Here is a 22,911-nt window from a genome sequence, read left to right on the forward strand (position 1 = left end):
GCTGGGAAAGACAGTCCCAGTTCTTACTTTGTGCCCAAGGGCATACTGTATGATTCTATCAAAAAAAACAGGAACTGTCACGAACTATGGTATAATGAAAGAATGAAATACCCAAAAATTGATTTAAAAGAAGTTCGTCAACAAGCTAAACAGTTTCAAGCCGAACATCCTCGTCTATTGCTTGTCTTTTTATTACCAAGCATTTTCCTGATTCTATCCAGCTTTATAAGTCCATTATCCCTACTTGATGAGGGGATTCTTGAGCAATCCTTCTTTACTTTTTTGATGAGTTTGATTCAGTCTTCACTCTTTCCTCTAGCAGTCGGATTTACAAGTTCTATTATCCTAGCTGGTGCTCTATTTACAACCATTAATCTTTATAGAATTTCCGAGATAGAGCTTTCCTTTAAAGATAGCCTGTCCTTACTTGACAACCGCTTCTTCACCCAGACCTTTCTGACTCTCTTGCTCAAGCGTTTCTATCTCTTTTTGTGGAGCATCCCTAATCTTTTTGGAGTCTACTTGCTCTTTTATAGCAGTGCCATGGCTCGTAAATTTGTAGAACTTCATCCCGAATTTCCAGCCGTAGACGTCACCAATTCAGATATCGAACATTTTCTGCTCACTTTTGCACTCTACTTCTTTGGTAGCGTCTTTCTGATGATTTTGGGAACCATTGCCTATCTGCCACAATACTACGCTTATTCCCAAGTAGAGCTTCTCCTATGTGATACCCTTGCAATTGGAATTGCCAAGCCAAGTCGCGTACTCAAAACCAGTCGCTTCCTTATGAAAGGCTATAAGTTCCAACGCTTCGTACTTGATTTACAGCTACTTCCTTGGTATCTCCTTATCTGGATCAGCTTCGGAATTGCGAGCATCCCTTCTTTCCCTTATATCTATAGTAGTCAATTCTTCTTTTATCAAAGATTGCTCGAAATCAAGCGGAGAAAAGTTTAACGTGGATGATAAAAACCAGCACCTTCTATGGAAAGTGCTGGTTGTTTTTATTTCAAGAAAAGGATACTCAAGAAGGCTAAAATAGCTGGACCACCTTGCTTGAGAATGATTTTTTTATCTGCTGTTAAGGCACCATAAGTTGCTGCTCCTATGACAAATAAAACAAAGATTGTTACGATTTCTAAGCTATGTGAGAAATAAATTCCGTAAATAAGAAATACCCCAATCAAGGCATTATAAATTCCTTGGTTTTTGAAAAGTGAGGTTACAGATGGTCGAGTCAACTCTTCCATTTCCATATTAAAGACTCGACTGGTGGCGTCTGATTGGGTTGCCATACTCTCCAAATAAAAGATATAAAAATGTTCGAGGGCAACAATAGTTGCTAAAATAGTAGTAATGATTGACATTGTTTTCTCCTTAAAATTCTATTTTTTCTAACCCTGATACTAGTTTTGTCAACAAAGCTGTCAGGTCTTGCTGCTCAGTAGAGGATAAGATGTTCTCCATCTGCTCCTTCACTCGCAAGTGATGTTTAGGCGGATTGACCAAGAGTTGATTCTTGGCTTCTTGGGTTAATTCAACTAAGACTTCTCGCTGATTGATTGGATTCCGATTGCGACTGACATAGCCCTCTGACTCCAGTATCTTAAAATGACGGGTCAAGGCTGCCTGGTCAATCTGTAACTTCTCCTGAACGGCAATCTGGTTACAGGGTGACTGTTGCAGTAAAAACTGCAGGATTTGATAGCGGGTCAAACTAATTCCCAATTGTTTCTCAAAAAGTTGAGTGATGGTCTGATCTGTTAAATGGAGCTGGTATAGCAATTCATGCATTTTTAGTATGTTTCTCCTTTCTTCGATATTTGATTTATCAATACTTGACTTATCAAGTATAGTGCAATCTTAGTAAAAACGCAACTATTTTGCTCACTCCGAAAAATAGCCTCTTGGTTTCAATCCCAAAAGGCTATTACTTCTATATTCTAAATAAAATCCAGCACTAACCTACCAAATCTGCTCGAAGGATTTCTCCCTCTTTATCGATGACAACTTCGATGGCATGGCCTGCAAAAATTTCCTCGCTATCATCATAGTAGAGAGTCAATTCCCCATCTTCGTTGATTGATAGTTCACTCAAGGAAAGTGAGTTGGTAAAATACTCTTCTGTTAACTCTACATCATTTTCATCTGAATCAATCCAGTCTTGAGCTGTTTCCCACAATTCTTTGACGATATAGTTTTTAATCTGAGCATCATGGACTTGGAAAGTTCCCATAAATTTCTTTAAATCATCAAAAGAACTTGGAGGAAGACTTTCATCTGCACCCGCATCAAACATAGCATGAATCTTACCGCCTTCATAGATAATGAAGCCTTCAAACCAAGAATAGGCTCTATTTAGGGTGAACTCCCCAATAGCGTCTCGAATGATAACAGGTTTCTGGTAGGTTTCGATCAAGGTCTCTAACCTAGCATCCGTAGAGTGGTCATCTAGGTATTCCAGCAAGCGGTAGCAGTTATTAGCAACTTCTGACATATAAGGCTCTAACTTCATGATGGGACGTTTTTGACATTTGATACGGTGAACCTTGTAGGGCTCAAAGCTAAACCCCCAATGCTTTTCTTCAAATTCTTCCGGAGTCAGGAGCCATTCCAAACGTCCTTCAAGTTCAGAAAACTCCTGGTTTGCGACATTGACACTAGCTTTAAAATGAACGGACGGCATTAGACACCCATCTTTTAAAGAAGCAGCCCCATTTACATTTTGGAGGGTAAAAATCAAGAGTTCGACAATTTCTCCAGTAAATTCCTGTTCAAAATCATCTCTTGTTTTCTCAAATGGATTTTTTAATCGGTTTGTCATCCTTATCATCCTCTTTCTATGCTTAAAATCGTTAGTATAACTTTGTATCCGCTTACATTCTAACATGTTTTAGATTTTATTTCACTTATAAAGTGTATCATAACAAAAAAAGAAGCGGAAACTCAAGTTCCCAACTTCTTATTATTCTTAGTTCATAGATACATGAACGTGGTCATAGTGATTTTCTGTTACGCTACCACGGTCTGGCATTGGATTCCAAGTGTAGGCTGGTCCGTATTTGCTATCGAATGGTGCATAGAAACGTTGTTTCCAGATGATGTAGCTAATGCCACGGCTAGCCATATTTTGGATAGCATAATCTGCAATTTGGTCTCCAAGAGCTGAGCTTACTGGAACCATAAAGTCAATTGCAAGGCCTTTTCCGTGGTCTCCGCTATCTCCAGGACGGTAGCCGCTAAATGATGTGATACCAAACAAGTTAGCAATTTCTTCTTTAAAGGCAGCCGTTTGTGGTTGTAGACCTGCATTTTCTGACTTTGAAGCTGCAATACTTGCATAATCAGGTGCTGCTGGTGCTGCATAAGTCGCTGATGAACCTTGGCTTGCTTCAGCTTGGTAAGTTGATGGTGTTGATTGAGTCTCTGCTACAGTTTCTGTAACAGGGGCTTCTGTTGTAGTGGTTTCTTCCACTACAGGTGTTTCTGCTACTGCTTCTTCTGCTGGTGCTGAAACTTCTGCCGTAGTTTCTGTCACTGGTTCTGCTGCTGGTACTGAGGCTTCTGTTGTAGTTTCTGCTACTGCTTCTTCAGTCACTTGTGGTGCTACTGGCTCAACTTGAGCTTCTGTTTCTTCAACTGGTTGAGTTAAATCTTCAACCTGTACAGTTTGGTCATCTACAGTGACTTGGTTGGTTGTCAAATCTGCTGTTGCAGTTGTGCCTTCGCCACCTTGAACTGTATCAGGGGTTTGAATTTCAACTTCTGTCACTTCTTCCTCATCATTAACAGTTGTTGTAAGGACTGTCTCAGGGAAAATCAGATCAATATTGCTGATCTTGTTCAAGTTAGCAAGAACGGTCACATCCACTCCCAAAGCTTCGGCAATGGTACTTAGAGTATCTCCATACTGAATCGTATAGCTTGTTTTATTCTCATTCTTGGTAACATCGTTTTGAATTTGCTCAACACTACGTGCTGTCCATACTAGTTCTTCTGCTTGGGTTGCCAAGGTAGGGGCAAGTGATAGAGCTACTGTTGATGCTAAAATAATTCTTTTCTTCATACTATCAAACTCCTTTTCAAATGTAGTACCTGTCTATCATAACACAAAGAAAAGAGAAAAAAAGCCCTTTTGGGGCTATTTAACAGAACTGTACATTCGTTGTAACAAATCACATTACTTGAAATAGTTTGTTAGTTTCTTGTCATCAGGCTGACACATTCTTCTTAAAGAAAGTTCTAGAAAAAAAGTGAGCTAATATCTTCTAAATGCTCTATCTGTTGATTACAAGTTGCAGGTGAGGCAAGAAAATTGATACTCTGAATCCCACTATTTTGGGCAAATTCTATATCCAAAGTCCGATCCCCTATATAATAAGTTTGCTGAGGATTTAATCCATACTTATCTAAAAGATAAATCGCTGCTTCTGGACTAGGCTTCCGAGCAAAGCCACTTTGATTGGTTAAAATTTCTGTGAAATAGTGGGCCAAACCCAAATTCTCCAAAATAGTAAAAGCATTGTCACCTTTATGGGTATAAACAAACTGCTCAATCCCTTGCTGGTCTGCCCAAGCTAAGATTTCACGCGCCCCTGGCATCAGAACCACTTGAGCATTCTTCTCAGCCAAGCTCTGAGCACGAACCTGATTGAGCATATCAGCATCCAAGCCTCTTTCTTCTCCCACCTTTTCCAACAGATCTTGAACGGAAGTTTGTAGAATAAAGGCACGAACCTCAGCCTTATCATAAGGAATGTCAAACTGGGCAAAAGTCTCTTCGATTCCTGCTAAGATAGCCTCATAAGAGTCCAATAAAGTTCCATCTAAATCCCAGATAAATCCAATTTTTTTCATATGTCATCCTTTCAAACAGATATATTGCTTATAACGATAGCGCAGGAAGAACCAGCGAAAACCATTGTCCAAAAGCGTTCCTGCCCAAATACCAGGCAAGCCCCAACCAAGAACAATTCCCATCAGGTAACCTGTCCCGATACGGATACACCACATTCCGATACTTGTCGCATAAAAGGGGAGGCGTGCATTCCCCAAACCCTGCCAGACAGCTGTATAAATGACTGTTCCCGTCGTCATAGGAGTCCCTAGTAGAGAGAACAGCGTCACCATAACACTGGCTTTAATGGCCGCAGGATCACTGGTGTAGAGGTGACTTAGAGGCGTTCCCAGAGCATAGATACTAAGTGTTAAGGGCAACATAAGAAAGAGAGAAAGCCAAAAAGTTTGCTTACTTAAGTTGTCTACCCTTGCCCAATCATTCTCCCCTACTGCTCGTGCCACCTGCATGACTGTTGCTGTCGCAACACCGAAGGCAGGCATATAGTTGAACTGAGTCAAAACTTCACCGATCGCATTTCCCGCGACGGCCTCAGTTCCAAAGGAAACAACCAAGGCAATAATAACCACATCTCCAGCTCGCATCATGAGACGCTCTCCCGCTGCAGGTAAAGCCAAAGTCAGTAAGTCTTTGTCCAGTCCAAAGCTTGGTCTCGTATATGGAAGTTTTAATTGTGACCACAAAATCACAACTCCGATTAAACGAGATAGGATGGTCCCCCAAGCAACACCAGCTATGCCCATATCAAGAACAAAAATAGCTAGACTTGAAAAGAGAATATTCAGGGCATTGGATAAAAGACTTACATAGAGAGGAAGGCGCGGATTATGAGTGGCGCGAATCAAGGCTCCTAGACTAGTCATCAAGCCCAAGAGGACGATTGTCCCACCAACCAAAGCTAGGTATAGTCCACCACTCTCAGCCACAGACGCTTCTGTCCCCAAAAGACCAATCATCTCTTGACCGGCAAAGATGGACAAGACCCCTAAAACTAAACTCAGTAGCAGAGTAATCTTGAGCGCTTCTGTCACATGGTAGGCTAGTCTAGACTGGTCCTTCTGTCCCAAACTTTTGGAAATGACACTGGAAATAGCCGCTCCCAAAGCAATAAAAATTGCTTGGTAAATGGTGATAATGTTACCCGCTACAGACACACCCGAAATGGCGATTAAACCCAGATGTGCCACCAGATAGCTATCTACCATCCCCATGAACATCTGTAAAAAATTTTCACCCATGGCTGGCAGAGCTATGTTGAGAATGTCTTTATATTTCTTAAACAATCCTTCCTCCTGATGAAAAGAAACTCAGTTAGTTTCCCAACCGAGTTTACTTCCTCTGTTTTAAAGTCCTAGATAAGATTCTACTGCAGTCTGCATCTCTGCTGCTGCAACAGTTGTCTTGTGACGAACTGGAGCTGTTTCGAGGCCATCAACTGCTGGTGGCACTGCTACTCCTGAAATTTCGTGTAATTGAGCCAAGGCTTCAAAATCGCTCAAACCTGATTGCCCAGTTACAGCTTCTACTGCAACCACTGGGAATTTGTAAGGACTAGCTGTTGATGCAATCACAGTCTTAGTCACATCGCCTGTAGCCGCTTGGTATTTTTTATAAACAGCTGAAGCAACTGCTGTATGAGGATCCTCGATATAAGAATCTGACTCGTAGACACGCTTAATTTCTGCAGCTGTTTCTGCTTCTGTCGCATATTCTGCTGCAAAGAGGTCAAGAATCTCTGCATCAAAATCTTTCAATTCATACTGACCTTGAGTGTTCAAAGCATCCATGAGTTCAGCTGTCTTAACCGCATCATTACCCGAAAGGTGGAAAATGAGACGCTCCAAGTTTGAAGATACCAAGATATCCATAGATGGGCTAGTGGTTACCTTAAACTCACGCTTCTTGTCATAGACACGAGTCTTGAAGAAGTCTGTCAAGACATTATTGTCATTTGAAGCACAGATCAGTTTTCCAACTGGTAGACCGATTTGCTTAGCGTAAAAGGCAGCCAAGATATTACCAAAGTTTCCTGTCGGTACGGTGAAGTTAACCTTGTCACCAGCCTTAATCTCGCCAGTCTTAACAAGCTGAGCGTAGGCATAAACATAATAAACAATCTGTGGTACCAAACGACCGATATTCATAGAGTTGGCTGATGAGAACTGGAGCTTGTTAGCTACCAATTTTTCACGAAGAGCCACATCGTTGAACATATGCTTCACGTTGGTTTGGGCATCATCAAAGTTTCCATCAATGGCGATGACATGAGTGTTATCTCCAGTTTGAGTGGTCATTTGCAACTCTTGTACCTTGCTGACACCATCTTTTGGATAAAAGACGATAATTTCAGTTCCAGGAACATCCGCAAATCCTGCCATAGCAGCTTTCCCAGTATCACCAGATGTTGCTGTCAAGATGACAATCTTGTTTTCCAAGCCATGTTTCTTGGCAGCTGTTGTCATAAAGTATGGCAAGATAGACAAGGCCATATCCTTAAAGGCAATGGTTGAACCGTGGAAAAGTTCCAAGTTGTATTGGCCATCAAGTTTGACAAGAGGGGCAATGGCTGGTGTATCAAACTTGCTGTCATAGGCATTGGTGATACAGTAGTCCAACTCTTCTGCTGTAAAGTCATCCAAGAAAGCTGACAAGACCAGCTTAGCCACTTCTTGGTAAGAAGCATCTTTTAATGTATCAAAATCCAAATCTACCTTTGGATAACTAACTGGAGTAAACAAACCTCCATCTGTTGCCAAACCTTGCAAAATCGCTTGGCTGGCTGTTACGGTATTTTTCGCATCACGCGTTGATTGATAAACTAATGTCATAAATCTCTATCCTTTATCTATAGTCTCATCCATTATAACATGATTTTTCAGAAAATTCTTCCTTTATAAGAAAATTATAGAGTCATTTTTTCTTTCAGAGGCTCTAAATAGCTCATTTCACTCTGCCCTCTCATCTCAAGTCCTTGCTCTGCTATAGCTAGCAAATCTTTTGAGAATTGAACAATTCCAGCTGTCTCCTCATCTGAAAGCTGTTTCTTAGAAAACTGACGTCTCAAAGATTTGTAGTCACGACCAAATCTCTCAAAGAAAGGTGCTGTTTCTAGGTATGTTTCAAGCTTGTCTAGATTTACCAACAAACCTAGATGAAAGGCTGCCGAAGCAAAGGTTCGGTCTAGGGGTTGCGTACAAACACTACGGAATTCAACCGTCCCTCGAGTTGTTAGGTCTTGATATTGGTAACTACGGTGCGTTTGAAAATCCTTCTCATGAGGAACAAGCAGAGTTTCTTTTCCATTTAAAGTATAGGCCGAAACTTCCTCAGTAGCTAGGTAATCTCTAGCCCGAATCGGAGAAAAATAGTAGGTTTCTCCACCTCGTTCTGCTGTAAAAATCGCAGAGTGGTCTAGATAATCGAAGAAATCATCCTCATCTTTGAAAAGTCTGGCATTGACACCGACATTCTCTGGATAAATCCCATGCATGGAGTCTTCCCAAAAGATATCTCGTGAAATCTGAGTATCCCATTCTGCTCCCGAAAACTCAGAATTGGCAAATAAGAAAGCTTTGGCTGCCTCAAGCTGAGTGAAAGCATTGATGACACGTAGGTAGTTAGCAGTCGATACATCCAACTGAACTTGACTCCCACAGATAAAAGCACCGTATTGTGGAAAGTCATGCAAATCAGCTCTATCTTGGCGACTTCCCATATGCAAGTAATCCATCAGCATCTGGTAACGTGGATAAGCCACAGGTCGATTGTCATTCTGATCCCAGTTTGGGTGAATTCCCCAGCCCTGGATAGCATGATCCTTTTCTCCAAGCTTTTCCTGAATGACCTTCATATAGGCCTCGAAGCGTCCTTGGACCTCTTGGATATTATGGGCTCTGCCAAAGGCAAACTCCAAGGTCGTGTAGGAAACCTCAAACAGAATCCGATCCTGATTTTTTGGTTCTACAAGTTGAATCGGATTTCCTTCCTGGTCCTCTTTTTCAACTTCCAGATGGAGAGCATCCACCAAAAAGCGCATCAAGTCCTTACTGACTTCAATATCTGTCGCTTGCCCATTTACATGAACGATAGGAAACTCCAACTCAATCCCAATATAGAGATCTGGATTTTCTTTTATATTTTTTAAATAACGGTTTTTCAATAACTGAACAGAAGGGGACATAGATACCTCTCACTCTAAATTCTCTTATCAGAAAGATCAATTGCTTTCTATATTATACCAAAATCCCCTCGAGAAGAAACTCAGAAAATTTGCTGAAAACCTTAAAGAGGCGATATAAAGTCAACTTTTCTAGCGTTTATAGGTATTTACTCGCCAATGCATCAATCTTATTTGTTCAATTTTCACAGTCTTATCAACCGGTTAAGCGATTACATAGTTTTTTACCTCAAAACTATTGTACTATAGTAAATATCGTGATATACTTCACATATAAGTAAATAAGAGGGCGGTTCAAATTCGACTTCACTTGAAAACCTCTCAAGCCAAGCCCCTTTTCCACTGCACCTCAACGAATCATCAAGGAGGATAGCTATGAAAGCTGTTGTTGTAAATCCAGAAGGCACTGGTGTTGCTATTGAAGAAAAAGTTCTCCGTCCACTCGAAACTGGGGAAGCTCTTGTAGAAGTTGAGTACTGTGGTGTCTGCCACACTGACCTCCACGTTGCCCATGGTGACTTTGGTAAAGTTCCAGGACGCGTTCTTGGTCACGAAGGGATTGGTATCGTCAAAGAAGTCGCTCCTGATGTTAAAAGCCTCAAAGTTGGCGACCGTGTCAGCGTAGCTTGGTTCTTTGAAGGCTGTGGTATGTGTGAATACTGTACAACCGGACGAGAAACTCTTTGTCGTTCCGTAAAAAATGCAGGCTACTCAGTTGACGGTGGTATGGCTGAACAATGTATCGTAACTGCAGATTATGCTGTTAAGGTTCCAGATGGTCTCGATCCAGCCCAAGCTTCTTCTATCACTTGTGCCGGTGTTACTACATACAAGGCTATCAAAGAAGCAAAAGTTGAACCAGGCCAATGGGTTGTCCTCTATGGCGCTGGAGGTCTTGGTAACTTGGCTGTCCAATACGCTAAAAAAGTATTCAACGCTCACGTTATCGCAGTTGATATTAACAATGATAAACTTGCTCTAGCTAAAGAAGTTGGTGCTGATATCGTGATTAATGGTCTTGAAGTCGAAGATGTTCCAGGTCTTATCAAAGAAAAAACAAATGGTGGTGCTCACTCAGCTGTCGTAACAGCTGTATCAAAAGTTGCCTTTAATCAAGCAGTTGATTCTGTTCGTGCAGGAGGTCGAGTAGTTGCTGTTGGTCTCCCATCTGAAATGATGGACCTTAGCATCGTCAAAACAGTTCTTGACGGTATCCAAGTCATCGGTTCCCTTGTTGGAACACGTAAAGACTTGGAAGAAGCCTTCCAATTTGGTGCAGAAGGTCTCGTTGTTCCAATCGTTCAAAAACGCCCTGTGGAAGATGCTATTGCTGTCTTTGATGAAATGGCTGCTGGAACCATCCAAGGTCGTATGGTTCTAGACTTTACTCACTAAGATAAATAATAAATGCCAAAATGAGGTAGGGACAGAAGATCCCACCTCGTTTTTTTAGTAATAAAATTTTGACATAACAATTAATTGGACTTGAGGCATTTTTTAGACGCCCAAGAGCACTACTGACGTAAACTTCCTAGTCCCTCTGCTTTTTTATATTAAATTTTTTTACCATTTTATAGACGATTTTATAAAAAGTTGATATATCAATATTTACAAATATGAAACTTTGAGATTTTTTTCACTCTTTATTATAATTAGTTGCTTTTTTTCTGAAAACGATTTATACTTAAGGAGTCTTAAAGTTTTCTTAAACTACAAGTCAAACATTTTATAAGGAGGAATGACAATAATGAGTATCGGAATCATTATTGCGAGCCACGGTGAATTTGCCGCGGGTATTCATCAGTCAGGATCTATGATCTTTGGTGAACAAGAAAAGGTTCAAGTTGTAACCTTTATGCCAAACGAAGGTCCAGATGATTTATACGCCAAGTTCAACAATGCTGTGGCTGCATTTGACGCAGAAGATGAGGTTCTAGTCTTGGCTGACCTTTGGAGTGGTTCTCCATTTAACCAAGCTAGCCGCGTAATGGGAGAAAACCCTGAACGTAAATTTGCCATCATCACAGGACTTAATTTACCGATGTTGATCCAAGCTTACACAGAGCGCCTGATGGACGCTGCTGCTGGAGTGGATAAAGTCGCTGCAAACATCATTAAAGAGGCCAAAGATGGCATCAAGGCTCTTCCAGAAGAGCTAAATCCAGCTGAGGAAGTTGCAACTGCTGCAGCTGCTCCTGTAGCCCAAGCTGCTATCCCAGAAGGAACAGTTATCGGAGACGGTAAATTGAAAATCAATCTTGCTCGTCTTGACACACGTCTTCTTCACGGACAAGTCGCAACTGCTTGGACACCAGATTCAAAAGCTAACCGTATCATCGTTGCTTCAGATAACGTAGCTAACGACGATCTTCGTAAAGAATTGATCAAACAAGCAGCTCCTAACGGAGTGAAGGCTAACGTTGTACCAATCAAAAAATTGATTGAGGTTGCAAAAGACCCTCGTTTTGGTGAGACACACGCCCTTATCTTGTTTGAAACACCTCAAGATGCTCTTCGTGCTATCGAAGGCGGTGTGCCAATCAAGACTCTTAACGTTGGATCAATGGCTCACTCAACTGGTAAAACAATGGTCAACAACGTATTGTCAATGGACAAAGACGACGTTGCTACATTTGAAAAAATGCGTGATCTTGGTGTTGAATTTGACGTACGTAAAGTACCAAACGACACTAAAAAAGATTTGTTTGACTTGATTAGCAAAGCTAACGTTCAATAATTAACATTAAATAGAAAAGGAATAAAACCATGTCAGATATTTCATTCATTTCTGCTATCTTGGTTGTAGTTGTTGCCTTCTTCGCAGGTCTTGAAGGTATCCTCGACCAATTCCAATTCCATCAACCAATCGTAGCATGTACCCTTATCGGTCTTGTAACTGGTAACCTCGAAGCAGGGGTTATGCTTGGTGGATCACTTCAAATGATCGCCCTTGGTTGGGCTAACATCGGAGCTGCCGTAGCTCCTGACGCTGCTCTTGCTTCTGTTGCTGCTGCAATTATCATGATCAAAGGTGGTAACTTTACTACTGAAGGTATCGCAGTCGCAACTGCAACTGCAATCCCTCTTGCTGTAGCTGGACTTTTCTTAACTATGATTGTTCGTACAATCTCAGTTGGTTTGGTTCACACTGCTGACGCTGCTGCTAAAGAAGGAAACATTACAGCTGTTGAGCGCGCTCACTACTTTGCCCTTGCTCTTCAAGGTCTACGTATTGCTATCCCAGCTGCACTCTTGCTTGCAATGCCAACTGAAGCCGTTCAAGGCGTATTGGAACTTATGCCAGAATGGCTTAAAGGTGGTATGGCTGTCGGTGGTGCCATGGTCGTTGCCGTTGGTTACGCTTTGGTTATCAACATGATGGCTACTCGTGAAGTATGGCCATTCTTCGCTATCGGTTTTGCTCTTGCAGCAATCTCTCAATTGACTTTGATTGCCCTTGGTGTCATCGGTGTTGCCCTTGCCTTCATCTACCTCAACCTTTCTAAACAAGGTGGAAACGGCGGAGGAGGAGCTGCAACTTCTAACGATCCAATCGGTGATATCCTAGAAGACTACTAGAAAGGGGAACAATCATGGCTGAAAAAATTCAATTATCAAAATCAGATCGCCAAAAAGTTTGGTGGCGTTCACAATTCCTTCAAGGTTCTTGGAACTACGAACGTATGCAAAACTTGGGTTGGGCTTACTCTTTGATCCCAGCTATCAAGAAACTTTACACTAAAAAAGAAGACCAAGCTGCTGCTCTTGAGCGTCACCTCGAGTTCTTCAACACTCACCCATACGTAGCTGCCCCAATCATGGGGGTTACTCTTGCACTTGAAGAAGAACGCGCAAACGGTACTGAAATCGATGACGCTGCTATCCAAGGTGTTAAGATCGGTATGATGGGACCTCTTGCTGGTATCGGTGACCCAGTCTTCTGGTTTACAGTTCGTCCTATCCTTGGTGCCCTTGGTGCATCACTTGCTGCAACTGGTAACATCGTTGGTCCACTTCTCTTCTTCTTTGGATGGAATGCAATCCGTATGTCTTTCCTATGGTATACACAAGAGTTTGGTTACAAGGCTGGATCTGAAATCACTAAAGATATGTCTGGTGGTATCTTGAAAGACATCACTAAAGGAGCTTCTATCCTTGGTATGTTCATCCTTGCCGTTCTTGTACAACGTTGGGTATCGATCAACTTCACTATCAACCTTCCAGGTAAACAATTGTCAGAAGGTGCCTACATCGTATTCCCAGAAGGTCCTGTTACAGGTGGAGAATTGAAGGGAATCCTCGGCCAAGCACTTAGCGGATTGAGCTTGGATAGCGTTCAACCACAAACGCTTCAAGGTCAGTTGAACTCATTGATCCCTGGATTGATGGGACTTCTCCTTACTTTCCTTTGCATGTGGTTGCTTAAGAAAAAAGTATCTCCAATCACAATCATTCTTGCCCTCTTTGTAGTTGGTATCGCAGCTCGTTTCTTCGGTATCATGTAATCTCGGTGAGAATTTACAAACAAAAAAGAATCAGGATTATCTCCTGATTCTTTTGGCTCTTTGTCAAATAGTGTTGATGAAGAACCTAATGAAAAAAGAATCCAACAAAAATTGGACTACCTGTCTCCGGTTGGATACCGAAGACGGTAGCCCTAGGGTGTTTTTATTAAATTCTCACTTTTTGGGGTCAGTCCCTAAGCCTGATAGTAATTTTTTGTTCATACTATTCCCCTTTAGTCATTTACTACTTTAAGTTGCATTGCTTTAGCTACTTCTTCTGCCTTTGATCCCTTAGGTGTATGGATTTCTACATCTGGGTTACAGTTATCCACAAAATAGAAGTATTCTGTAATTTCTGTTACACTTGCTGGAATTGTAATAGATTTAATTGATGATGTCCCCCAGAATACTAATGTTCCAATACTCTTTGTTCCTTCTGGGAATACAACTGATTCTAATGAACTGTCAGAGTTGAAAACATCATCTTCTACTGTTTCTATTGACTTACCAAAGTGGACATACTTTAACTTATTGTCAATCGTAAACGCACCTTTTCCAATATATCGTACTGTATCTGGTAAAACGATTGCCTCACAATGTTTCAAGTTCGCAAGACCACGTTCTCCAATTGCGATAACAGGTTTACCTTTAATTTCCTTTGGTACACGAACAACCTTATCGTCAGAAGTACAACTATAGATGACATAACCTTCTTCCTATAAATATACGCATGTTAATATATTAATATCTTTAAGGATTTATAACTATAGTTCCTTAATTTTCCCAGTAAAAAAACGAAAGGCACCACAAGTTATTTATGTGTTTTCTTTAAACGATTCATGTACTTCTGTCGCAACTTCTCACCCGCCTTTAATTGCGGTTGCGATAGATTGAGGACCTAAATATGCATCCCCTGTTATTAGTTCATTTCTATTGTATTCTGATGTTGACCGAAAGTCAAATTTTTACCTTTCATCTAGAACACTAAAGTCTACTTTTGTTCAATTGCTGCAACGACAAGGTCACATGGAATAATATGTTCACTACCTGCCAGTTCATGCGTTGATCTTCTTCCACTTTCATCAGGTTCACCAAGTTCCATTGTAATAACTTTTACACCAGTTACTTTCCCACTCTCATCACGCAATACTTCTTTAATATTCTCTAAGAAATGGAATGTAACACCTTCATTGTGTACATCTTTGATTTGTAGTGTAGCTTCTAGTATATTGTTCATATGGTCATCATCCTTTTGTTTTAGGTTTAAGCGCTTTTAATATAATGGATGTTGGCCTTTTTGTATACACTAAAATAGGGTTGGTGGAAAAATTCCATCAACCCTAAAAATTATAGAACCACACAAAACCCTGACCATCTCTGGTCAGGGTTTTGTATTTCAAAAATTATTCTGTAAATTCTATAGTTACTTTTACTTCAGAATCCATTGAAGAAAATATTGTTTTATAATAATTGATTGCAGATTCTTTAATTTCACTCTTAAATTTATCTAAATACTCTGCTTGTTTATCACTAGAAAGTTGGTTTGTGACCAATTTCCCAGTATCAACATCTTCTGTAGTCCCACTTAACAACTCTCCATGATCATCATACAAATTGTAAGGATTATCTTTTGAAAGTTCCACACCAATTACTTCAAATTTTGGAACAATAACCTTATATTCTTTTTCACCTATTTGTTCAATCTTTACACTACTTTTAATCCCAAATTTAGCTTTATAATTTAAAATTACTAATGCTGTTTTTTTAGAGAACGGCACATCAAACCCAAAAACTTGAGTTGTTTTTGTTTCAGAAATAATTTCATTAATTCCCGCATTCAAAAATACAACTTCATTCACTTTTTCAATACTTTCGATATTAATTGACGATTTGACTTCTGATTTATGTTCCTTAGGTAAGAAAAATAGCACTCCAATAGCTATAATAGCTATTAATACCAGATTCAATAGAACACTAAACTTATTAAATTTCTTCTTTAATATAGACAAGATAAAAAAACCTCACTTTAAATAATCTATCTAAATTTTACACATTCTAAAGAAAACAGTCAATATTTTTTCGTACTATCTTCTAAAATTAATTGTGCCTATTAAAAATGAAATTAGTTTGTTGCATTTGATTATATTTTTTGAACACCAAATCCATTTAAAATTGAGTGCTATTTTGAGCACTAAAAAAGGGCTCTTTGTCAAATAGTGTTGATGAAGAAATTTAGGAAGGGATTAAGCAACTAATTGTTGCTTAATTCCTTTTTGTTTTGGGCCAAACATTTTTGTTATTAAAATAATCCTATTTCTAAAATGGTAATAGTTTCTAAAGCCGTAGGCATTTCTTTTAAGCACTTTTATTTTATTGTTTATTCCTTCAATAGGGCCATTTGTTCTAGTTGGATACTCACAAGTATTTTGAATATATGGCAAGTAAGTCATAAGAGTCTTTAATACTCTTTTTAAACCAGGAGATAGGTCTAATTGCGTAGCTGCTTCAATCGTTTCCTTGAATTCTATATAATCTCTATCCTGTATACATTCACGAAGTGAATGTACAACCTCATAATCATTTTTTAGAGATGGATTGTTTTCTAAGATATAATCTACGATTCCTTTACTTGTTATGAAGCTTTCAAAAAGCTTATAACGATTATATTTATAGTTCTGAAGTTCATTAGGGTTCTTTAAAATTAACTTCCAATAATGTTTTAACTTTCGATATAATTTAGGATTTTTATAACGATGCTGATTCATGATACGTACCCGAGTTCGATTTAATTCTCTATTCAAGGCTTGTACAATGTGAAAAGGATCAATGATAATTTTTGCGTTAGGAAACATTTCTTTTATTAATTGAATGTATGGCAAGTACATATCGATGGAGATAGTTTTCACCTTTAATCTAGTCTCAGGCTCAAAACGATAAAAATATTGTTTCAAACTGTAAGATTTTCTACCTCGTACAACATCGACCAACTTGTGTGTAGTGCTATCACAAATAATGAAGCTCATATTGCTATCGGAAGATTTAACAGATTTAAATTCATCAAAACACAAATGCTCAGGTAAATCATGTAATGGTTTAATCGTTAATAATCGTGCTGTATCATCTATGATACGTCTAACGGTATGAATTGAAACATTTGTTTCTTTGGCAATATATGTTTCAGATACTGTTTCACTTATTTTTGCCTTAATTTCATTTTTTAATCGTTTCGAGATATGACAGTATTTTTCTACAATTCGACTAGTATCTGCAGTAAATGAAGAACCACATTCTCTACAGAGAAACCTCTGCTTTCGTAGCTTTAAGTAGGCCGGAAGGCCTGAAACAGAACAGAGAGTGATACGAGAAGTTTTCGTCCCGTTTTTAACAATATTGTTATTTTGGCTAACGCACCCACAAACGGCACATAATTATGGTTTATGCGTATATGTAGCTGAATAAAATAAAGATTTTCTATTTTTTATCTTCTCTTGAACATTATTATCCCAAATAATGTTTTTATCTTTGATTTGTAGTGTAGCTTCTAGTATATTGTTCATATGGTCATCATCCTTTTGTTTTAGGTTTCAGCGCTTTTAATATAATGGATGTTGGCCTTTTTGTATACACTAAAATAGGGTTGGTGGAAAATTTCCATCAACCCTAAAAATTATAGAACCATTCTTTTTATATCTCATTTATTCTGCCAAGGCACCCATTGGATCCCATGGTGCAAGCACGATTGGTTCTGCTTCATAAGCAGCTCGTTCTTCTTCTGTTAGCAATTCTTTGCGAACAACGATTTGGTAAGTGTATTCGTCCATCCAGGCATCTGAGGCAACAAAGTAACCATCTGCACCGACCTTGTCTCCCCATGAGTTTTCAACTTTCCATTTGATTGATTTGCCATTTTCATCCAAATCAACACCTGTCAAGACCATGGCGTGGGTCATCAAGCTTTCGCTGTAATCCAAACGTCCAGCCTTGTCTTGAGTGAGTTGGATATCCATGCTTGATTCAAAATCATAAACATCTGTCGCAAGGATTCCGGCTTTACGGTTGCTGAGTTGGCCGACATCTGAACCAAACCAAACAGTTTCTCCTGTTTGCATTTGGGCAATGGCCAATTCTTTCAAGCGTTCCATCGGTACGTTGATGTAGCGAACTGCACGGCTACCAACAACATTTCCCAACATCTCAACTGTGTAAGATTTGCCATATGGTTTATCAGCAGTTGGAGCATTGATTACAGAAACGTAGTCTTCTAGTGGAAGGTCGACATATTTCTTGTAAAACTCTTGTGGAGTGATGCCTTTTTCGCTTTGGTAGTTGTTATCCTTATCACGATAAGCAAAGTCAAATTGACGTGGTGGAAGTCCTAGTGACATAGCAAGGAAGTTAAAGATTTCTTGCAAGAGGTCTTCTTTTTTTGCTTGAACAGTCGCTTGATCAGCACCAGAAGCCAAGAGGTCACGCAAGATTTGAGCATCTTGACGAAGCAATTTGTTAAGGATTGCATTGAGCTCACGACTGCTGCTAGATGAAACAGACTCTGGATAAACAGACTTAGGAACGACACCATATTTCTCAAAGAGAGCCACAACCATATCCCATTGACCACCATCTTGTTGTGGAGTTTGGAGTAGGAAGCTAACCTTGCGGCTTGTCAATTCTTGGTCTGCAGTCGCAATGACTTGCTCCAAGAACCAGTTTGATTTTTCATACTTGTCCCAGAAGAAGGTGTGGGCTTGTGACAATTCAAAGTTTTCAAGTTTGTATTGAGTGATGAGTTTGTGACGGAAGGTATTGAGGGCCGCAAACATCCAGCAACGACCAGATGCTTTCTGGTTAGTAACCTTGTCCTTTGTCAAATCAAGTGAGAAAACAGGTGTGTTGTCTACATGGCTTTGACGACGCTCGAGGGCTGCAAAAATTCCATTGTGGCTAGCAGCATTTTCGATAGCTTGGTACTTTACATTTGCTTCATAGTTGGCAAATAATTTATCTGTAAATGATTCTTGAATCGCGTTCATAAAATCCTCCTTTTATTCTACAGTCTATTATAACTCTTTTCACAAAGGAAGCAACCAAAAACTGAAAAAGGTAAGGATATTTTCCTCACCTTTTTCAAAGATTACACAGTTTACCCAACACTTTCGCGCAAGCCTTCTAATTCCTCTGTGGTCAAGCGACGCCATTCCCCACGTTTCAGATTTTCATCCAAGGTTAAAGTTCCCATGGTCAGACGTTGCAAGTCCACCACTTCCTTGCCACAGTAGGCTACCATCCGTTTAACCTGGTGAAATTTCCCCTCGGCAATGGTCACACGAACCAGACTTTGGTTTTTTTCTCTATCAAGAGATACAAGTTCCAGCTTGGCAGGCTGACAGGTAAAGTCTTTGAGCGGAATCCCTTGTGCAAATGTCTCAACATCTGCATCGGTCATAATCCCCTTGACCTGTGCCAGATAAGTCTTATCCACATGACGTTTAGGAGAAAGAAGAGCATGAGCCAACTGACCATCATTGGTCAAGAGCAAGAGTCCATGCGTATCGATATCCAAACGCCCTACTGGGAAAACTTCCTTTGAACGAGCTAAGTCATCTAACAAATCCAACACAGTCTTATGTTTAGGATCTTCAGTTGCTGAAATAACACCCTGGGGCTTGTTCATCATATAGTAAACAAACTCCTCGTAGTCTAGCTTTTGCCCGTCAAAACAAATCTCGTCTGTCTCTTCATTGATTTGTAGCTTGGCAGATTTTTCCTTTTTACCATTGACCATCACGCGCCCAGTCTTTAGAAAGTTTTTAACTTCCGTCCGACTTCCTACAGCGCAGGCAACTAAAAATTTATCTAATCTCATAGCACTATTATACCATGAAAAAGCATAGACTTAGAACAAAAAATAAGCCGCCTGATTGGGCGACTTTATTTTATAGGGAGATTATTATGAAAAATTTTTAGGAGTTAAAGTTAAGTTCTTCTTAACTTATGCTTATAGTATAAATTAGATTCCTAAAAGTTTTCTTAAAATTTTCTCCTCAAACTTAAATTTCTTTAAATCTTCACTGTTAAAATCAAACGTTCTAGCAATACAGAAAAAGATTAGTTAAAAGTTAAAACCATAAAGAGGAGCAACAACACAAATAGTGATAAGCTAACGAGTAAGGTTAAGACTTTAACAAGCGTATTGCTTTGCCAATAGCTGGGCTTTCCGATATTACTAGTAGCATCCATAGAAAAAATTTGAGTTTGCCTTGGTTGAATGGTCACAAGGATGATTAAGACAATAGCTAAAATAATGGTTAAAATTATCAATAATTCTGTCATTTAACTACCTCAAAAGTCCTATCAAAGTAAATAATAAACCAATCAAAATGATGAATCCTATCAAGAAAGAAAATGTCTTACTAATTTTTTCACCACGTGTAGATTTTTCTTTTTTGATGGGTTGTTGTTTCATCTCTTCCATGCGACCTTCAACATCTTGATAAAATAGATCTTTTTTAGTCATGGCTTTCTCCTAAAATGGTTTCCATCCGCTCCTGATACATAATTGGATCTACATAATTGGCATGGTACCCTTGATCTCCAAGAGCTCGACCCATCTCTTTGACATGAGAAAGGGCTAACTCAATGGTATGAATCATGTCATCAACTGCTTCCTTAGCGAAAATATGATTTGGAGCTGTATAGCGGCGATTATGGGCTGTTTCCTCAAAAGCTAGGACCAGTTGGTTGTGTTCAAAAGCCTGTCGAACAGCCTGAAGCAGTTCATTCCCATAGTTGATATCCAGGTAGATATCTGATAACTGATAAAGCTCCTGAATCTTTTGGGGACTGGCATTCTGATAGAGCACAACATTTGGATAGCGGAGCATATCCAACAACTTAGATGACATCTCTGTCACTGCTGCGATTCGGAAAGTAACCCTTGGTAAACTCTCCACCAGTTTTTCGATTTGCTCTAGTTGGTCCGAATTGGTCACTATCAAGGCATCAGGACGAACAAAATTATCGCGCTTAAAGTGATAATGATAACCCAAGTGACTAAACTTATGATGGAATTTTTCATCCGTCAATTGCAGAGCGCGTTCATAAGTCGCATAATCTGGAATGATAATGGTCTTAGCTCGAAGTTGATCATTCTCCAAGATCAGTTGCATATTTCCTGGAATATGATCCTGCAATGGTTCTTGCCAAACTAGGATATCCTGACCTGATTTTTCTGGGAAATGGAAGGAAGTCAAAAACGATGTAGATAGGGTATTAAAGAGAATGTGGTCAAGATTCACTTTCAAACCTTGTAAGAAGTCTATAATAAAGGCCACTCGACCAGAAAAATGGCGCAATCCTTGACCTTCCAAGGTCAGCAGAATATCACCTGTGACATGGTTTTCTAAAATAACTTCCTTTTGATCTACGTCCCGATAAGAAGTCATAATAGCTTGACCAGATCCATCAAAGGTGGTCTTAGCAAAGCAAGCTCCAAAACGATTGTAGTGATCTACTTGAAAGATGCGGCCTGCCGGTGTCTTCCATTCGACTTTTTTCACCAAACGAGCCTGTAAGCCATCTGCAAAATGAATCACTGCCCGTTCTTGATTGAGATCATTGATAGTCCCAAATTGATTATTACCAGCAATCTCCCAAAAGTCTGGGACAGGAACTTGGTTAAAGTACAAGGGTTTGCCACTGTCATAACCCAAATAATAAGTGAAGGGTGAGACAACTCCATCTGGTAAAAATCCATCTGGTTCAATAACCACAGTCAAATCAGACAGTCCTGCCACAGTCAGACTATAATGCAAATCTTGGCTTTCTTGATTGTATACATCAAATAACTGAATCATCCACTACCTCCTTGATTGTTTTTTCCCATTTATTCAAAATCTCTTGAGTCAAGAATTTCTCAGCAATCTGGTAGGATTTTTCTCTCATACTTTCCAAGCGATTTTCCGAATACAGTTGGCAGATTTTTTCTGCATAAGCTTTCTTGATTTCATCTTCGACATGGTCAGATGAGCTTGGAATCAAATATCCATTTTCGCCATCTTCGATGAAGGTTTGATTTCCATAAGGAACATCAAAACCAATCAATGGCAAGCCTGAGCCAATTGCTTCCATGAGTGTCAAACCAAATCCTTCACTTGTAGAAGCAGTTAGATAAACTTCATACTGTGAATAGATTTGGGAGAGTTCTGCATGACCCTTGAGTTTAATATACTCTTCTGCCTGACCTGCAGCGATAATCTCATGAAGACGTCCTTCCTCACCACCACTACCGTAGATATCAAAGGTTAATTCTGGCAATTCCTTATGAGCCTCAATTACAGCCTTGACAAGCCAATCAATGTGTTTTTCCTTGGCTAGACGCGAAGCTGTAATAAGAGAAAATGGTTTACGACTCTTTTGTGGTTTTGTTAATTGGTCAACACTTCCAACTGGAATGGTCACAATCTTAGGAGCATGCGAGGTATAGCGAGCAAACTGTTGCTCTAGAACTTCCTTTTGACGATCCGTTGAAACGATAAAGAGATCGACCTTATCTGCATTGGTAAACTGGTAGTCATAATAGTTGTTCCAAAGGATATAATCATCATTGGTCGCATTTTCACTATAGTGCTCAGCGTGAACGACAACAGCAAGGTGCGCTGCACGCGCTTCTTCAAAGACCACCTGACCAATCCCTGTCTCACGATCCAAAATCACTAGATCTGATTTACTTAACTCAAGTGTCTGCATGAAATAACGGATCAAGGCAGGCTTCCCGTATAAGATTCGATCCTTAAAACGGTAGACTTCCTCGGTCCCTTGATTCATGAACATCTCATAAGCTGGAGTCCCATCTTCATTGTAGAAGGTTCTTTGGTAGAGTGTCGCTACATTATCTTTAGGAGCAAAATACTCTGTGCAGTAGCGTGTATATGAGAAGTAATCCTTGCGGATCAATTTACCAGCATACACATACTCCACATGTTGGACAAAATCTTTTTCCTCATCTACCAAATAACAAGTGATAAACTTGTCTTCATCTGAGAAGAAGATTCGTTCAATTTTCCCGTTTCTTTCACGACGGCTTTCTACACCTTCAAAATAAGCCAAAACATCATCTACCGTCACACTGGTCGGTGCAATCTTGATGTCTGTGAAATGAGTGTAGAGCCAGATAACCTGATCATCATCAAAACCGATATTTGCGGTTAAATGCTGGATATTATCGCCCAAAATCATGTCTGTAAAGATAAACTTCGACGGCAGATTCAGGCTGCGAAAAATACCCGCACGATAAGCTTGGGCATATTCAACACCACTGCTGGCCCAGCCAATTCCTAAATTTATATTGTAAATTGTCATATATTCTCCTT

Annotated in this window: 22 protein-coding genes and 1 pseudogene; 5 read left to right on the plus strand and 18 right to left on the minus strand. The window is 39.7% G+C overall.

The window, feature by feature from the left end; translation table 11 throughout:
* Positions 1 to 102: 102 nt before the first annotated feature.
* Positions 103 to 960: a DUF975 family protein gene (locus ACESOD_RS08555; RefSeq protein WP_060955191.1), complete on the plus strand. Its 858-nt coding sequence runs from the start codon at positions 103 to 105 to the stop codon at positions 958 to 960.
* A gap of 47 nt (positions 961 to 1,007) precedes the next feature.
* On the opposite strand, the gene ACESOD_RS08560 is transcribed toward ACESOD_RS08555, so the two are convergent.
* From ACESOD_RS08560 to ACESOD_RS08595, 8 genes are all read right to left on the minus strand, one after another.
* Complete coding sequence (locus ACESOD_RS08560) at positions 1,008 to 1,370, minus strand: DUF1304 domain-containing protein (protein WP_373095039.1); 363 nt, start codon at positions 1,368 to 1,370, stop codon at positions 1,008 to 1,010.
* Positions 1,371 to 1,380: 10 nt separating this feature from the next.
* The gene (locus ACESOD_RS08565) at positions 1,381 to 1,797 is read right to left on the minus strand and encodes a MarR family winged helix-turn-helix transcriptional regulator (RefSeq protein ID WP_153225644.1); all 417 of its coding nucleotides are present in this window, start codon (positions 1,795 to 1,797) and stop codon (positions 1,381 to 1,383) included.
* A gap of 166 nt (positions 1,798 to 1,963) precedes the next feature.
* Positions 1,964 to 2,827: a DUF2262 domain-containing protein gene (locus ACESOD_RS08570; protein ID WP_373095042.1), complete on the minus strand. Its 864-nt coding sequence runs from the start codon at positions 2,825 to 2,827 to the stop codon at positions 1,964 to 1,966.
* Positions 2,828 to 2,974: 147 nt separating this feature from the next.
* Positions 2,975 to 4,069 (minus strand): LysM peptidoglycan-binding domain-containing protein, encoded by a 1,095-nt coding sequence (locus ACESOD_RS08575; protein WP_373095045.1) that lies wholly within the window; start codon positions 4,067 to 4,069, stop codon positions 2,975 to 2,977.
* A 176-nt stretch (positions 4,070 to 4,245) separates the two neighbouring features.
* A complete protein-coding gene (locus tag ACESOD_RS08580; RefSeq protein WP_373095048.1) occupies positions 4,246 to 4,860 on the minus strand; it encodes an HAD-IA family hydrolase in 615 nt (204 codons plus the stop codon).
* A 3-nt stretch (positions 4,861 to 4,863) separates the two neighbouring features.
* Positions 4,864 to 6,144 carry an MATE family efflux transporter gene (locus ACESOD_RS08585; RefSeq protein ID WP_373095051.1) on the minus strand — a complete coding sequence of 427 codons (1,281 nt, stop codon included), beginning with the start codon at positions 6,142 to 6,144 and terminating at the stop codon, positions 4,864 to 4,866.
* Between the two features lie 60 nt (positions 6,145 to 6,204).
* Positions 6,205 to 7,689, minus strand: coding sequence for a threonine synthase (gene thrC / locus ACESOD_RS08590; protein WP_373095053.1), 1,485 nt, complete (start codon positions 7,687 to 7,689; stop codon positions 6,205 to 6,207).
* Between the two features lie 74 nt (positions 7,690 to 7,763).
* Positions 7,764 to 9,041 carry a glutamyl-tRNA synthetase gene (locus tag ACESOD_RS08595; protein WP_049526057.1) on the minus strand — a complete coding sequence of 426 codons (1,278 nt, stop codon included), beginning with the start codon at positions 9,039 to 9,041 and terminating at the stop codon, positions 7,764 to 7,766.
* Positions 9,042 to 9,413: 372 nt separating this feature from the next.
* Here ACESOD_RS08595 and adhP point away from each other — a divergent pair, with 372 nt between their 5' ends.
* The 4 genes from adhP (at position 9,414) to ACESOD_RS08615 (ending at position 13,543) form a co-directional block, all read left to right on the plus strand.
* On the plus strand, positions 9,414 to 10,433 hold the full coding sequence (adhP, locus tag ACESOD_RS08600; RefSeq protein WP_373095056.1) for an alcohol dehydrogenase AdhP: 1,020 nt from the start codon (positions 9,414 to 9,416) through the stop codon (positions 10,431 to 10,433).
* 352 nt (positions 10,434 to 10,785) lie between these two features.
* Entirely contained in the window at positions 10,786 to 11,775 is a 990-nt protein-coding gene (locus ACESOD_RS08605; protein WP_301560174.1) for a PTS sugar transporter subunit IIB, read from the plus strand.
* Between the two features lie 29 nt (positions 11,776 to 11,804).
* Positions 11,805 to 12,617 carry a PTS mannose/fructose/sorbose transporter subunit IIC gene (locus tag ACESOD_RS08610; protein ID WP_153225636.1) on the plus strand — a complete coding sequence of 271 codons (813 nt, stop codon included), beginning with the start codon at positions 11,805 to 11,807 and terminating at the stop codon, positions 12,615 to 12,617.
* Between the two features lie 14 nt (positions 12,618 to 12,631).
* Positions 12,632 to 13,543 (plus strand): PTS system mannose/fructose/sorbose family transporter subunit IID, encoded by a 912-nt coding sequence (locus tag ACESOD_RS08615; protein WP_045763029.1) that lies wholly within the window; start codon positions 12,632 to 12,634, stop codon positions 13,541 to 13,543.
* A 233-nt stretch (positions 13,544 to 13,776) separates the two neighbouring features.
* Here the strand turns inward: ACESOD_RS08615 and ACESOD_RS08620 are convergent, their stop codons facing one another.
* The 10 genes and pseudogenes from ACESOD_RS08620 to gtfA form a co-directional block, all read right to left on the minus strand.
* Positions 13,777 to 14,196 carry a leucine-rich repeat domain-containing protein gene (locus tag ACESOD_RS08620; protein WP_223339927.1) on the minus strand — a complete coding sequence of 140 codons (420 nt, stop codon included), beginning with the start codon at positions 14,194 to 14,196 and terminating at the stop codon, positions 13,777 to 13,779.
* A 338-nt stretch (positions 14,197 to 14,534) separates the two neighbouring features.
* Positions 14,535 to 14,780: a glutamate synthase gene (locus tag ACESOD_RS08625; protein ID WP_070458797.1), complete on the minus strand. Its 246-nt coding sequence runs from the start codon at positions 14,778 to 14,780 to the stop codon at positions 14,535 to 14,537.
* Positions 14,781 to 14,946: 166 nt separating this feature from the next.
* Positions 14,947 to 15,552 (minus strand): DUF4230 domain-containing protein, encoded by a 606-nt coding sequence (locus ACESOD_RS08630; protein WP_060955179.1) that lies wholly within the window; start codon positions 15,550 to 15,552, stop codon positions 14,947 to 14,949.
* 234 nt (positions 15,553 to 15,786) lie between these two features.
* Positions 15,787 to 17,100, minus strand: a pseudogene (locus tag ACESOD_RS08635) (ISL3 family transposase).
* Between the two features lie 138 nt (positions 17,101 to 17,238).
* On the minus strand, positions 17,239 to 18,573 hold the full coding sequence (gene pepC, locus ACESOD_RS08640) for an aminopeptidase C (protein ID WP_373095062.1): 1,335 nt from the start codon (positions 18,571 to 18,573) through the stop codon (positions 17,239 to 17,241).
* A 110-nt stretch (positions 18,574 to 18,683) separates the two neighbouring features.
* Positions 18,684 to 19,406 carry a pseudouridine synthase gene (locus tag ACESOD_RS08645; RefSeq protein WP_373095065.1) on the minus strand — a complete coding sequence of 241 codons (723 nt, stop codon included), beginning with the start codon at positions 19,404 to 19,406 and terminating at the stop codon, positions 18,684 to 18,686.
* 242 nt (positions 19,407 to 19,648) lie between these two features.
* Positions 19,649 to 19,873, minus strand: a complete 225-nt coding sequence (gene asp5 / locus ACESOD_RS08650; RefSeq protein ID WP_075228150.1) for an accessory Sec system protein Asp5 — start codon at positions 19,871 to 19,873, stop codon at positions 19,649 to 19,651.
* Positions 19,874 to 19,877: 4 nt separating this feature from the next.
* Positions 19,878 to 20,057, minus strand: coding sequence for an accessory Sec system protein Asp4 (asp4, locus tag ACESOD_RS08655; protein WP_049508236.1), 180 nt, complete (start codon positions 20,055 to 20,057; stop codon positions 19,878 to 19,880).
* Positions 20,050 to 21,396, minus strand: coding sequence for an accessory Sec system glycosylation chaperone GtfB (gtfB, locus tag ACESOD_RS08660; RefSeq protein ID WP_373095068.1), 1,347 nt, complete (start codon positions 21,394 to 21,396; stop codon positions 20,050 to 20,052). The genes asp4 and gtfB overlap by 8 nt, the downstream gene beginning before the upstream one ends.
* On the minus strand, positions 21,380 to 22,900 hold the full coding sequence (gene gtfA / locus ACESOD_RS08665) for an accessory Sec system glycosyltransferase GtfA (protein WP_373095071.1): 1,521 nt from the start codon (positions 22,898 to 22,900) through the stop codon (positions 21,380 to 21,382). Before gtfA ends, gtfB begins: the two co-directional genes overlap by 17 nt.
* Between the last annotated feature and the right edge of the window lie 11 nt (positions 22,901 to 22,911).

The sequence above is a fragment of the Streptococcus oralis genome, from assembly GCF_964238205.1.
GTDB lineage: Bacteria > Bacillota > Bacilli > Lactobacillales > Streptococcaceae > Streptococcus > Streptococcus oralis_CZ.

What these genes read in the sequence shown, in the direction of transcription:
- adhP (WP_373095056.1), top strand. Translation starts at nt 9,414, where the DNA reads ATGAAAGCTGTTGTTGTAAATCCAGAAGGCACTGGTGTTGCTATTGAA.
- gtfA (WP_373095071.1), bottom strand. Translation starts at nt 22,900, where the DNA reads ATGACAATTTACAATATAAATTTAGGAATTGGCTGGGCCAGCAGTGGT.
- asp5 (WP_075228150.1), bottom strand. Translation starts at nt 19,873, where the DNA reads ATGACAGAATTATTGATAATTTTAACCATTATTTTAGCTATTGTCTTA.
- gtfB (WP_373095068.1), bottom strand. Translation starts at nt 21,396, where the DNA reads ATGATTCAGTTATTTGATGTATACAATCAAGAAAGCCAAGATTTGCAT.
- ACESOD_RS08565 (WP_153225644.1), bottom strand. Translation starts at nt 1,797, where the DNA reads ATGCATGAATTGCTATACCAGCTCCATTTAACAGATCAGACCATCACT.
- ACESOD_RS08560 (WP_373095039.1), bottom strand. Translation starts at nt 1,370, where the DNA reads ATGTCAATCATTACTACTATTTTAGCAACTATTGTTGCCCTCGAACAT.
- ACESOD_RS08610 (WP_153225636.1), top strand. Translation starts at nt 11,805, where the DNA reads ATGTCAGATATTTCATTCATTTCTGCTATCTTGGTTGTAGTTGTTGCC.
- ACESOD_RS08625 (WP_070458797.1), bottom strand. Translation starts at nt 14,780, where the DNA reads ATGAACAATATACTAGAAGCTACACTACAAATCAAAGATGTACACAAT.
- ACESOD_RS08575 (WP_373095045.1), bottom strand. Translation starts at nt 4,069, where the DNA reads ATGAAGAAAAGAATTATTTTAGCATCAACAGTAGCTCTATCACTTGCC.
- ACESOD_RS08645 (WP_373095065.1), bottom strand. Translation starts at nt 19,406, where the DNA reads ATGAGATTAGATAAATTTTTAGTTGCCTGCGCTGTAGGAAGTCGGACG.
- ACESOD_RS08570 (WP_373095042.1), bottom strand. Translation starts at nt 2,827, where the DNA reads ATGACAAACCGATTAAAAAATCCATTTGAGAAAACAAGAGATGATTTT.
- ACESOD_RS08615 (WP_045763029.1), top strand. Translation starts at nt 12,632, where the DNA reads ATGGCTGAAAAAATTCAATTATCAAAATCAGATCGCCAAAAAGTTTGG.
- asp4 (WP_049508236.1), bottom strand. Translation starts at nt 20,057, where the DNA reads ATGACTAAAAAAGATCTATTTTATCAAGATGTTGAAGGTCGCATGGAA.
- ACESOD_RS08605 (WP_301560174.1), top strand. Translation starts at nt 10,786, where the DNA reads ATGAGTATCGGAATCATTATTGCGAGCCACGGTGAATTTGCCGCGGGT.
- pepC (WP_373095062.1), bottom strand. Translation starts at nt 18,573, where the DNA reads ATGAACGCGATTCAAGAATCATTTACAGATAAATTATTTGCCAACTAT.
- ACESOD_RS08580 (WP_373095048.1), bottom strand. Translation starts at nt 4,860, where the DNA reads ATGAAAAAAATTGGATTTATCTGGGATTTAGATGGAACTTTATTGGAC.
- ACESOD_RS08595 (WP_049526057.1), bottom strand. Translation starts at nt 9,041, where the DNA reads ATGTCCCCTTCTGTTCAGTTATTGAAAAACCGTTATTTAAAAAATATA.
- thrC (WP_373095053.1), bottom strand. Translation starts at nt 7,689, where the DNA reads ATGACATTAGTTTATCAATCAACGCGTGATGCGAAAAATACCGTAACA.
- ACESOD_RS08555 (WP_060955191.1), top strand. Translation starts at nt 103, where the DNA reads ATGAAATACCCAAAAATTGATTTAAAAGAAGTTCGTCAACAAGCTAAA.